The organism is Wenzhouxiangella sp. AB-CW3 (genome assembly GCF_014725735.1).
In the GTDB taxonomy this organism is placed as follows: domain Bacteria; phylum Pseudomonadota; class Gammaproteobacteria; order Xanthomonadales; family Wenzhouxiangellaceae; genus Wenzhouxiangella.
In genome coordinates this window covers 3102961-3115140 of sequence record NZ_CP061368.1, presented here as the reverse complement: position 1 = coordinate 3115140, position 12180 = coordinate 3102961, and the positions used below count along the sequence as shown (strand labels likewise).

At 60.7% G+C, this 12180-nt stretch carries 10 protein-coding genes; 5 read left to right on the top strand and 5 right to left on the bottom strand.

Translation table 11 applies throughout. The features are described 5' to 3' along the window. Positions 1-45: 45 nt before the first annotated feature. The 3 genes from IC757_RS13435 to IC757_RS13425 all read right to left on the bottom strand — a co-directional run bounded on the left by IC757_RS13435 (position 46) and on the right by IC757_RS13425 (position 3108). Complete coding sequence (locus IC757_RS13435) at positions 46-1197, bottom strand: GNAT family N-acetyltransferase (protein ID WP_190974806.1); 1152 nt, start codon at positions 1195-1197, stop codon at positions 46-48. Between the two features lie 85 nt (positions 1198-1282). Further along, positions 1283-1516, bottom strand: a complete 234-nt coding sequence (locus tag IC757_RS13430) for a hypothetical protein (protein WP_190974805.1) — start codon at positions 1514-1516, stop codon at positions 1283-1285. Between the two features lie 140 nt (positions 1517-1656). Continuing rightward, positions 1657-3108: a lipopolysaccharide biosynthesis protein gene (locus tag IC757_RS13425; protein WP_190974804.1), complete on the bottom strand. Its 1452-nt coding sequence runs from the start codon at positions 3106-3108 to the stop codon at positions 1657-1659. Between the two features lie 122 nt (positions 3109-3230). Here IC757_RS13425 and IC757_RS13420 point away from each other — a divergent pair, with 122 nt between their 5' ends. Continuing rightward, a complete protein-coding gene (locus IC757_RS13420) occupies positions 3231-3869 on the top strand; it encodes a serine O-acetyltransferase (protein ID WP_190974803.1) in 639 nt (212 codons plus the stop codon). A gap of 19 nt (positions 3870-3888) precedes the next feature. Here the strand turns inward: IC757_RS13420 and IC757_RS13415 are convergent, their stop codons facing one another. After that, complete coding sequence (locus IC757_RS13415; protein WP_190974802.1) at positions 3889-5415, bottom strand: right-handed parallel beta-helix repeat-containing protein; 1527 nt, start codon at positions 5413-5415, stop codon at positions 3889-3891. Between the two features lie 140 nt (positions 5416-5555). Here IC757_RS13415 and IC757_RS13410 point away from each other — a divergent pair, with 140 nt between their 5' ends. Genes IC757_RS13410 through IC757_RS13400 form a run of 3 tightly spaced genes read left to right on the top strand, consistent with a single transcriptional unit; the run spans position 5556 to position 8991 of the window. After that, positions 5556-6662 carry a GNAT family N-acetyltransferase gene (locus IC757_RS13410; RefSeq protein WP_190974801.1) on the top strand — a complete coding sequence of 369 codons (1107 nt, stop codon included), beginning with the start codon at positions 5556-5558 and terminating at the stop codon, positions 6660-6662. Continuing rightward, positions 6659-7834, top strand: a complete 1176-nt coding sequence (locus tag IC757_RS13405; RefSeq protein WP_190974800.1) for a DegT/DnrJ/EryC1/StrS family aminotransferase — start codon at positions 6659-6661, stop codon at positions 7832-7834. Before IC757_RS13410 ends, IC757_RS13405 begins: the two co-directional genes overlap by 4 nt. Positions 7835-7836: 2 nt before the next feature. Continuing rightward, positions 7837-8991 carry a GNAT family N-acetyltransferase gene (locus IC757_RS13400; RefSeq protein WP_190974799.1) on the top strand — a complete coding sequence of 385 codons (1155 nt, stop codon included), beginning with the start codon at positions 7837-7839 and terminating at the stop codon, positions 8989-8991. Between the two features lie 80 nt (positions 8992-9071). On the opposite strand, the gene IC757_RS13395 is transcribed toward IC757_RS13400, so the two are convergent. Beyond that, positions 9072-10739 (bottom strand): right-handed parallel beta-helix repeat-containing protein, encoded by a 1668-nt coding sequence (locus IC757_RS13395; protein WP_190974798.1) that lies wholly within the window; start codon positions 10737-10739, stop codon positions 9072-9074. 418 nt (positions 10740-11157) lie between these two features. On the opposite strand from IC757_RS13395, the gene IC757_RS13390 reads away from it, so the two are divergent. Then, on the top strand, positions 11158-12156 hold the full coding sequence (locus IC757_RS13390) for a hypothetical protein (protein WP_190974797.1): 999 nt from the start codon (positions 11158-11160) through the stop codon (positions 12154-12156). Positions 12157-12180 lie beyond the last annotated feature (24 nt).

Sequence of the window (12180 nt, the reverse complement as noted above, 5' to 3'; positions counted from 1 at the left end):
CCGATTGCTGATCGAAAGCGGATTAAGGGACGAACTCGGGCTTGTTCAGTGGCTCCCTCGTATAGTCGGGAGCAATCTGCATTTGATGAGATGCAACAGGCGCCCCCGCAAGGAATCCGAGTAGCAATGCAACCACTGGTGCGTGTGGGTGGCATCAGTCCAGTGCATCTTGAACTCGTCTGTATCGCCCAACAGATCCATGCCGATCAAGCCCTCGTCATGGGCCCGCTGGAGAATCAGGCCGAGTATCACGGTGCCGGGTGAAAACCGGGCATAGGCACTGCTGTGACCTGCCTTGAGGGAATAAAGACAGCGATTTGCAATGACGGAATAGTCAAATGCGATACGCACATCATTCAGCGTCAGGAAGTGCAAACGTAATTGCCCCCTGTCTGCCATGACCCCGGCCAGCTCGGTATAGAAGCCCTCCACTTCCGGTTGTGATGAGATGGCCGTTCTGTTGGAGCCTTTCCAGCCTTCGGCCTCGATATGCAGACCGTCAGCCAGTGCCTTGTCAAGCTCCTCGCGGCCGGTCACCGTTTCCAGACCCACCCTTCCCGCCGCGGCCAGTCGTCGCATCTTGCGGCGTAGTGCCTTGCGAAAATTGGCGCTGCGTGAATCAAGATAGTCATCCCAACAGGGAAAGATATGGATCCAGGGTGATTCAGGCGCGCGTTGCCAGAGACTATGATTCACGTTTTGCTCTTCAGCCAGTCGGACAAAGCGATCAGCGGTAGTCGAGTCGGCGCTCAGCCGGGGAAGATCGAACACATCCCATCGGTTTCGTAGCGTCATCACATGGTTCCAGATGTCACGATGCAGATGCTCGTCATCATCAGCTCTGATCAGGTCGAAGCGTGGTGTGTGGTCATTTCCGATCGCCGCCAGTCGACGCAATGGAATCCCGTGGCGCCAGGCCCTTTCCAGCATCAACGGAAAAACCGCGCGCAAGCGGCCATTGCGCCTCGCGGTCACCAGATACAGCTCGCGACTCTCGCCAAAGGCCCGCCACCACTTCGCAAACCAGTCACAACTCAGGAATGGATCCTGCTCCTCGCCTGGTTGCCGCAGCAGCTCCCACTCCGGGCGAAGCCGCTCAAACTCCGACGCATCGTTACAAATTGAAATGGCATGCCCAACCTGCGACACGATGCCGTCAGAGTATCGCTCGTTAGAAAGATCTGCCGCGGGCTGCATCGAATACTGCTCACCTGACATCAAACAAACCCCCGCCTGAGCGGGGGTTTGAGCACTTGATCAAGCTCAGGTGCCTATCAACAGGTCAGAGGTGCTTTCTGTCAGACTTGTCGTCACAGGGAGTGCTGGAAGCGATCTTGCCCTTGCCTTCCTTTTCCTGGTTCGCACGTTCACGGTCACTCTTGTTGTCGTGGTCCCAGGAGGACTTGCCCGGGACCTGCTGTGCTTGCTGGCCAGGCTGACGCTTGCTGTCGGACTGGTTCTGCTGCTGTTGTTGGCTAGACTGGCGCTTGTTGTCGGTTTGTTGTTGGTTCTTCATGGTTAATCCTTGGTTTGGATGGATGGTGTGTAGTGACTTCTCGGCCAGCTGCCACTCACGGACTGCCAGCCGAGTCGTTAGGCTAGAAGCACGCAATCAATTTTTCTGTACGTTGCACCACAGATGGAATCTGATCGCGCTTACGGCGTGACCCGTGCAGCAAGGATCCGCCGGATGCGGGCTCGCAATGTCGGGTCCAACGCAGCCAGCCCGATCGCGGGGACCAGTACCGTCATGGTTCCGACCAGCAGCCGTGACCCCGGGGAGGCGGCACCGAAATAGTCAATCTGGACCAGGACCACTAGCATGAGCGGGGCAAACAGGGCCGACCCGGCCAGGCGGCGCAGCCGCGGCAGGTAGCGTAACTCGGCCGGGCATTGCCACAACTGGACCAGTGCCAGGAAAGCGTAGCTGAGCAATGTGGCGGCGACGGCGCCGGTCACGCCCCAGGCCAGGATCAGGGGGACATTCAGGGCCAGATTCAGCACGGTCGCGGCCAGCGTGATGACAAGTACCCTGAGTGCCCGACGCTGCAGCAACAGACCGTACTGGGCAATGGTAAACAGAGAGCTCCAGACCATGGCGATGCTGATGGCCACGAATACCGGAGCCGATGCGGCCTTGTCCTGACCTGCCAGAAGAACCAGGAAATCCTGTCCGACACACAGCAGCAATGCACTGGCCAGACCGACCACAAGCACCCAGATATCGAGCATCTCGCGCTTGAGCTCAACCACGGCTGCGGCACCACTGGCCTTGTAGAGCCTAAGCGCCGTCGGCAGAAAGGCTTCGCTAAGGGTGCGGCCCATGACGGCGGCAACCGCCATGGCCAGGCCGTACCCAATGGTGTAGATGCCGACTTCGGTAAAGCTGCCGGTCAGTGCACGTAGCAGAATGCGATCGGCAAAGCCGAACAGCACCGAAACCAGTTCAGTGAACATCATCGGCACGCCGAATGCCATCCCGGCCACGATCGGTGCACGGCTTGGCCTGGCGATACGACCGCGACACCAGCGCAGAAACCACCACGTCAGCCAGGCGGCTACGACAATCAGCACCACCAGCCGGGCACTGAACACGCCCAGGGCACTGCGCTCGATCATTGCGATGGTCAAAAGCACCAGGGCCAGTTCGCTCCAGCGCCACACGGTCTTGAGCCAAAGGGAGATGTCCGAGCGTTCCAGCGCATACATGATCGCCTCGACGAAGCTCGACCAGATCATCAGCGGCAGGGTCACGATCAGAATCCACAGAATAGGCTGCTCGGCAACCGGAAAGCGCGCAATCGCCAGCACGACTATGGCTGCGCAGACCAGCCACAGCAACATCGAAAGGGCCAGCGGCAATAACAGGTAGTTGGTGCGAAAGCGCCGCAGGGCACGGGCGCTACCCTGATGAGGGTAAAACCGCAGTATTGCGTGCTGCGCACCCAGCTTGAGCAGACCGGCAATCACCAGCAACCAGGCCTCGTAGTAGCCCAGGATCCCGAACTGGTGGTTGTCCAGCAGCCGGGTCATGACCGGGAAGGAAACGAAACCTGCGGCAATGATCATCAGGTTCCCGCCCAGGTAACGCAGGTAATGCACCAACACGCTCGTCTTCGCTGGCTGATTCGTGCTCACGGAGCACCTATGTTTGCCAGCGAACAGACTTCACGGGGGGTCGGATGGCAGTCTGTCGGATGGCAGGAGGAGCACTCTCGAGGCATCCGTTCATGAATCAGACAACCCAGACGCCACAGCAATCGCCACTGAAGTCCGACTTCAGGCGATACCTCGTCACCATGCAGCCCATCCACGGGCCCTGGCGTGCGCGAATTGCCGCTGCCACCGAGTTCGGTTTTCTGGCCATAGCCGTTTACCGCCTGGGGCGCTGGAGCCGCACCATTCGGCCACGCTGGCTGGCGCTGCCGGTCAAGGTGGTTTATCGCATCCTCGAGTTCTTCATCCAGGTGCTGTTCGGTATCAGCATCTCGACTGACTGTGAAATTGGTCCGGGATTCTATATCGGTCACTTCGGTGGCATCCATCTTCACTGCAAGCTGGGTGCCCACTGCTCCATCGGTCAGGGTGTAACAATTGGCGCGCGTGGTGCGGGGCACTCTGACAGCGATCCGGTCATTGGTGATCGGGTCTATGTTGGTGCCGGGGCCATGGTGATCGGTGGCGTAAAGATAGGTGACGATGTGATCATCGGCGCCAACACCACCGTGGTTACCGATGTGCCCGACGGTTGCCGGGTGGTCAGTGCGGCCACCCGAATTCTTCCGCCGACCACCCACACATCTCATCACAAGAACCCAGTTGCAACGCCGTCATCATCTCCGGCCCGCGAGTCCGGTTCAGTGCGCTAGCGAACAGATGATCATCGCTTCAAGGCGTCAATCTGTTGATCAACGTACTAGGGAATAGACCTTGATTAAGGAATCCAATACGCTCAAGGCGGCCATCATCGCGAATCGCTTCCACGCCGCAGCGACTGCGGGGTGGGCAGTGACGGTGGCGAACCTCACCGATGGTGTTGGCCAGCCAGTCTACCCCGCCGTGGCGCGAGCTGGCATGGAACAGACAAGCCTTCTTCCTCGAATCATGCCAGTAGTCACTGCCCACCATGAGATTGCCGGCCAGCAGCAGGCGCGAGTGGCGATCACTTTCGCCGCTGCTGACCAGGCAGTTGCCCTGGCCGGCAATGACATTGTCGATCAATTGAGTTTGCGCGCCATCGCTCATGCCCACGTACACGGCATCACCGAGCCCGCGACAGTGATCGGAATCATGCATGTTGGGGTGACCGGAAAAATATCCGCAGTTGCCGATGATCACGCTGTCGCTGATCCGGCTGGCACGGGATACCTTGACCTGGTTGCCGGCATTGCCCTCGACCCGTGTGCGCTTGATCGTGACCCGGCCGCCATCGGTCAGATAGAGCAGGTCGATGCCATCGGAAGTGTTGTGGTGGACCCGGCTGTCTTCGAACACCCAGTGACCGCCGGTCGCCCCCGTGCCCAGACCATCTCCATAGCCGCCACTTCCTTGCGCCCAGCATCCGAAGACATCGCCCTGGGGCCAGCGCTCGGCGCAACCGTTGAAGGCGATCTCGACCTGGCGAAAGATCATTGTGCCGCTGTTGGCGCTGTCGGGGCCGATGTCACCATCCCAACCGGCCCAGCCATTGGCCCATATAGTCACCCGCTCCAGCGTCCAGTCGCTGATGCGGCCGGCATGAATGCCGCGATTGGCCAGGCCGTGGATATTGACATCACGAAGGATGACTTGACTGGAATCGCGTGCAGAGATGCCAGTTGTGGCCCACTTGCCAAGCGGTGGCTTGCCTTGATTGCAAGCGGCCACTTCGCCACCACACCTGCCGTTGTGGCAATGCGACAAAATGCAGCCGCCACGATCAGTGATTTCCAGACAGGCCAGTTCGACATTGGAACTGCCTTCCATGTTGACCACCATCCAGGCGCTTTCCGTGCCCCACAGTTCGGGGGCCTGGGCACAGCCATTGTCATGTCCGGCACCGAGGATTCGGGTGGGCTGAGAAGGCGATGGTCCGCTCGGGATCGGGGTCATGAAGCAATTGTAGGAAATGCTCTCGTGACATCTTTCAGTGTCGGGCGCACCGTAGCCCATCATGTAATCTCCGGGACCGATGTGCAGCGTGTCGCCGCCGGCGATCCTGGCCGGGCCGCCGGGGGGCAGGGCGATAAAGGGATGCGCCCAAGCGCACGGCTGGCCCTTGCCAGTACCGCTGTAGGGGGCGTCGACCAGGCCGGTGCACTGTTCAGCGCTCCCGCCGTCGGCGCGCACATGCCAGGTTTCGGCTGCAGCGATGGAACCTGCCGCAGCCAGCAGGATCAGGGTGATGGCGAGCCTGGTAATGGGGGAATTTCGCATGTCGATTCGATTTCCTTGAACAAATGGTCGAGCGGGCTGCTCAGGGACCTGAGACGAATCTTGCACAGTCCGGTGGCCGGTTCGGTGCGATCGCGCACACTGGCGGCCCTTCGACAAGCCCAGGCATCACCATGCTGGTCATGACACAATCGCAGCGCTCGCCGTGCCTTCGAGTGGAAGTCGTCGCTTCGCCTTCCGCGTTCCGTGACCTGAGGTCCGAGTGGAATGCGCTGGTCTCTCGCACTGACGACCAAGTCTTCTATCGCCATGAATTCATCGAGACCTGGCTCAATCACTTTGCCACCGGCAAGTGGCGCATTCTTTTGCTGCGCGATCCCGCCGACTGCCTGGTGGCGGCCCTGCCCTTGCTGCATGGCTGGGCACGCCTGCACGGATTGCCGCTGCGCCAGCTACGCGGTGCGGCCAATTCGCATTCGGGCCGGTTCGACCTGATTGCCGATGAGCCCGAACAGGCCAGTGCCGCCTTTCTCGATTATCTGGCTGACGCGCGCGACTGGGATGTGCTGATCCTGACCGATTTACCGCGTCAGGGCCATGCAAGAACACTGGAACAGGTCGCCGGCGACCGGGGCTTCCCGACCGGACGCTGGTGCGCGATGCAATCCCCTTGCCTTATGCTGCCGGCCTCCTGGGCCGAGCTGGAAAGTGAGCTGTCGAGCAGTTTTCGCGCCAATCTACGCCGCCGCCGGCGCGGACTGGACGCGCTGGGCGTGGTGCGGGTCGAACGCTGTTCCGATTCAGCCGAACGGGTCGAGGCGGGCATCGAACTCGAGCGCCAGGGCTGGAAGGGTCGCGCCGGAACTGCCATGGCCCAGGATGCCGATACCCGCGGCTTCTATACCGACCTGGCACGAGTGCTTGGCGCACAGGGCCGGCTGGCGCTGTGGGCGCTGTACCTGGATGAACGCCTGATCGCATTCCAGTTCGGCCTGGAACATCGAGGCAGCTACGCGCTGCTCAAACCGGCTTACGACGAATCGCTGGCCCGTTACAGCCCCGGTCAATTACTGATGGCCGAAGTGCTGCGCGATGCGATCGACCGTGGCCTGAGCCAATTCGAATTTCTGGGTGAAGACATGCCCTGGAAACAGGACTGGAGACCGGACACCTGCCCCCAGGACTGGCTGTTCGTGTTTCGCCGGTCCGCCAGCGGCCGAATGCTGCGAGCACTCAAATTCAGTCTGTTGCCGCGCCTGCGAAGAATCACAAGGAGCATGCACCGATGACCCACTCACGCCTGATTCCCGATATCCCGACCCTGTATCCAGCCATGCTGCTGGGACGGTCCAGGACCAATCGCCGCCCGCCCTTCTGCGGCGGTGACGTGCACTGGTATTTCCTGGCCCGCAACGCCATTTTCGAAGCCTGCCGCCTGCTCGAACTTGGCAACGGAGAAGTGCTGATGCCGGCCTATCATCACGGGGTCGAAGTCGAGGCCGTCGTGGCCGCCGGGGCGCGCCCGGTGTTCTACCGGGTGGATGCCCATTGGCAGGTGGACCTGAAGGATCTGGAGCGACGAATCGGACCGGACACCAAAGCGCTCTACCTGATCCATTACGCAGGCTTTCCCGGCCCGGCAGCACAGATGCGTCAGCTGGCCAATGATCGCGGCCTCATTCTGATCGAGGATTGCGCGCTGTCGCTGCTGTCATGCGATGGTGTGTCCGAACTGGGCAGTCGCGGCGATGTCAGCATCTTCTGCCTGTACAAGACCCTGCCGGTGCCCAATGGCGGTGCGCTGAAGTTCAACCGGCCGCGGCACGGCGAATGCCTGCCGCAAAGGGCTCCAAAGCTGGCCTCGGTGGTCAGCCTGACCCTGTCATCGCTGTTGCTCAACCTGGAGATGCGGGCCGGACGCGCCGGCAATCTGCTCCGGGCCGCGATTCGGCGCATGGCCCATCTGGTCGTCCGTGCGTCCGGCGTCGACCGGGTTCCGGTCGGCACCATGCATTTCAAGCCCGAGCACGCGGATCTGGGTATATCGCCCCTGTCGCAGTCCATTGCCGAACGCCAGCAGACCGATCGCATCGTGGCCACCCGGCGACGCAATTACCTGCTGCTGCACGATCGGCTCAAGTCTTTGTCACCACCGCTGTTCGAGCGCCTGAACCCTGGGGTGTGCCCGCTGTTCTACCCGCTGTGGGTCAGTGACAAGCCCGCCATGCTCGAGCGCCTGGGCGAACGGGGCATACGCGCCGTCGATTTCTGGGGTGACCATCATCCGGCCTGCGATCCGGCCGAGTTTCCAGAAGCCATGCGTGCCCGGCGCCATATTGTCGAAATCCCCTGTCACCAGGACCTGTCACCGGCCACCATGGACTGGATCGCCAAACAGGTGGAGTTGGAACTGCGTGGCCACCAAGCCGAACTCGACCCCTCCATCGTTGCCGGCGGCTGAAGATGAGCCTTGGCGCCATTCTGACGGTTTGTGTCATCACTGACGCGGCGGCATTGGCCGACCTCCGGCCCGAGTGGCGGAAGCTGCACGCGGCCAGCGGCGCGGATCTGTTTTTGTCCTGGGAGTGGTTGAAACCGTGGTGGCATCACCTGGCCGGAGATCGCGAGCTGTTCATCATGCTCGCCCGCGATGACGACGGGCTGTTGCGGGGTCTGTTGGCGCTGAGCCTGGAGACGACTCGAGTCGGATTTCGCCGCATTCGCAGACTGCGCTTTATAGGCGACGATCAGGTCGGCAGCGACTACCTGGATGCACTGATCGAACCCGGCTGGCACCGGGCAGTGAACCGGGCTTTCGGCGCGGAGCTGGTTGCCCGAAAAAGCGACTGGGATCTGCTCGAACTGCGCGATATGGACCAGCAGTCGAATACACCGCATGAACTGCTCGATGCGCTGGGCGACGGGTTCGACATGCGCTCGGATGCAGGTCTCATCTGCCCTATCCAGGACTTCGACCCCGACCTTCCGCTGGCCGATTTCATGAGCCAGACCAGCCGCTTTCAGAACTACACCCGCCGGCGCAAATGGCTGGAACGCCAACCCGATTTCCGGATCGAGGTGTGCCGGGATGAGCGCACCCTGCAACCGGCCCTTGAGCATTTCTTTCGCCTCCATCGCATGCGCTGGCACGAGGACGGGGGTTCTTCCGGAATCGCTGACGCACGGGTCGAGGCCTTTCATCGCGACGCAATGCCCCGACTGATGGCCGCCGGCCAGTTGCGTCTTTACACCCTGTGGGTGGATGGGCAGGCGGTATCCAGCGTGTATGCACTGATCCACGGCCAAACGTTCTACTACTACCAGGCCGGCATGGACCCGGCCTGGCGTTCGCGCAGTGTGGGCCTGGTCCTGATTGGCGAAACCTTTGCCGACGCCATCCGTTCAGGCTTGTCCCGCTACGACTTTCTCCGCGGTGATGAAGCGTACAAGTCCGACTGGGTCAATGGCAGCCGCCGGCTGGTGAGCCGGCGACTGTATGCACGCCGTGGATCCGGCGCCAGCGCAGTCCAGGGTGACCTCCGCCTGTCCCGGGCGCGAGCACTGGTCAAGAAATGGATTCGGCGCGCTGGCTCGACTATGTGGGACAGCGCACGGTGAAGGCCTCGGCAATGTCCGATCCTGTCTTTCCTGACTGTAGTCGGTCCGATCTGTTGAACCGAATGAGCATGCCATTGAACCTAGTCAAAGCGGCTGCCGAAGATCCGGTCGGAGTCATCCACGGCAGGCGCCCCCGCGCCATACTCGATGGCGCCGATATCCGGCCCGTTGCCTACCGGGCGCGGCAGCGACCGGTAGTCGTCGGACGGCGCCAGTACTGTCGAAGCCGTATCGATCAGCGGGCTCGACGGCAATGGCTCGGGATCAAAGGTGCCCAGATCCAGGCTGGCGATCCCCGGTGCGCTTCCGCAGAGGCTGTTGCCCGGGCAGGCACCGTTGCGAACATTGCTGATGAAATTGCGGTCCCAGATCATCTCCTCGCTGGCGCCGGAATAATACAGGCAGCTGAGCTTGCTCGGATCAAGCCAGTAGTCCTTGCCAATGATCAGGTTGTTGGTCAGGCGCAGTCGCGAGCCCGAGGTGCCACCGCTACTACTGATCACGCAGTTGCCCTGGCCGACAAAGGTGTTGTTGATCAGGTCGGTTTGCGAATTGTTGCTCAGCCCGACATAGACTGCATCGCCCATGGCGCGGCAGTGATCACCGGCAAGCATGTTGCCCTCGCCATTGAAGTAAGCGCAGTTGCCGACCACAACGGAATTTTCGATCAGGGCCGAACGCGAGACCTTGATCTGGTTGCCGGCATTGGAATCGACCAGTGTGCGCCGGATCGTGACCTTGCCCTGATTATTGAGGTAGAGCAGGTCGATGCCGTCGGAGGTGTTGCGGTGGATGGTGCTGTCTTCGAAGATCCAGTGACCGCCGGACTCACCAACCCCCAGCCCGTCACCGTATCCACCACCGCCCTGACCCCAGCAGCCGAAGATTTCGCCACTCGGCCAGCGTTTGGCGCAGCCGTTGTAGCCGATCTCGGATTCAAGAAACTTGATGGTGCCACTGTTGGAGCTGTTCCCGCCGAGGTCGCCATCCCAGCCGACCCAGCCGTTAGCGTTGATCCGGGTGCGCTTGAGTGTCCAGTCGCTGATGCGACCGGCATGAATGCCGCGATTGGCCAGGCCGTGGATATTGACATCACGAAGGATGACCTTGCTGGAATCACGTGCAGAGATGCCGGTCGACGCCCACTTGCCAAGCGGCGGCGAGCTTTGATTGCACGCGGCCACTTCGCCACCACACTTACCGTTGTGGCAATGCGAAATAATGCAACTGGAGCGGTCAGTGATTTCCAGGCAGGCCAGCTCGACATTGGAACTGCCTTCCATGTTGACCACCATCCAGGCACTTTCCGTACCCCACAGTTCGGGAGCCTGGGTACAGCCCTTGTCATGTCCGGCACCGAGAATTCGGGTGGGTTGTGTGGGCGATGGACCGCTCGGGATCCGGGTCATGAAACAATTGTAGGGAATGCTCCCGTGACAGCTTTCCGTGCTGGGCGCACCGTAGCCCATCATGTAGTCGCCGGCTCCAATGTGCAGGGTATCGCCGCCCTGGATTCGAGCCGACCCACCCGGTGGCAGCGCCACGAATGGATGGTTCCAGGCGCAGGCCTGGTTGCTGCCGCTACCCGGATAGGCGGCGTCGACCTGTCCGGTGCATTGACTGGCGCTGCCGCCGTCGGTCCTGACATGCCACTCCGTAGCCAAGGCCACCGGAACGATCAGAAACAGGAGAATGAATATGGCTGACCCGCGCAATGCGCGGATTTGGAAACTGGATCGAGACATCATTGAGCTTTCTCTCGTGGTTGACACACCCCTTGTTCCGGGGGGTCGACAATCAGCCATCATTCGGGCTGACCGCCTACCGGCCGGTCTTCGAGAAAAAGTATGGCCGTGAAGTTGTTAAGAAACGCCTGCAACCGGCGTTGCCGGTTCGTTGAATCGTAGTGCGGTAGTCGATGCTTTCAGGCAAGAAACAGGAGGGCGATCACAATGTTTGCCAGCAAACACTGAATATCACCCAAAAACAAGACACCTTTTTGCAAAATTCCCGGGCCATGCAAGCGGCCTGCAAAGAGGTGTTCCCTGACCCCTGACCCCTGAACCCTGAACCCTGAACCCTGAACCCTTGAACTCTGAACCCAAAACCCGGACCCTGCAACTACCTGATGAGCCTTCAGCGAGGTCCGTTCGAAAGGACATCGCGATGAACATCGAGCAAGCCACCGTCGACGACAGCCAGGCCATCGTTCGCCTTTTCAAGCGCTACCGATTCGCCCTGCAGTCCATGGACTGGTTCGAGTGGAAATACGATGCGAATCCCGCCGGCAAGGCGCAGCGCTTCAAGATACTGTCCGAAGGAGAGGTCGTGGGTGCGGTGGCGATCATTCCGCAACGCTTCCTCTGGCGTGGTCGCGAAATCATCGGCCTTCAGACGGTTGATGGATTGCTTGGAAAGGAGGTTCGCGGCAAGGGAAATTTCTCCGAGGTGATGCAGTTCCTTGTAGCGCAACGGCCTGCGGGAGTGTCCGACCAATCGTTTTACCTGAGCTTTCCGTCGCTTCCCGCATCGATACGGGCGCATGAAAGCTCCGGTTGGGACCGGCTTGCCAGTTTCAGCCTGTCGATTTGCATGCTCACACCCAGGCTGCCGCTTGAAAAGGCCGGGGTCGCCCTGATGCGGCGGGCATTCGAGTTTCCCTGGACCGCTTATCGAAAATGGGTCATGGGGCCCAAGACCGGAACGGTGCAGGTACGCTGCTGGAGCGGCGATGATACCCAGTTCAATGTGTTTGCCCCGGTCGAGCGGATCTGTGGTGATCGCTCAGCTCAGTTCATGAAATGGCGAGTAAAGCACAACCCGAGAGATGATATCCAGCTCCTCATGATCTACGAGCGTGAGCTTCTGGAAGGCTATGCCGTAACCAAGATCATGGGAGCCACGACCAAGGTACTCGAGTTGAGGCTTCGACATCCACGAAGGCGACACATCCAGGCCTTGATCCGCCATATCTACGAAAATCACCGTAGTGATGCCGTCGCATTCTGGTCGCTTGGCCGACCGCGGGTAGATGCACTGATACGCGGCATGGGCTTTGTTCGACGCCACCGGTCAGGCCACTGCTTCGTGCAACACCTCGAGCGTGCAGGATTGCCCGCCGACCCGGACGAGTGGGACCTCACATTCCTGGATTCGGATTGGTAGCTGGTTACCAGGGACTAGGGACTA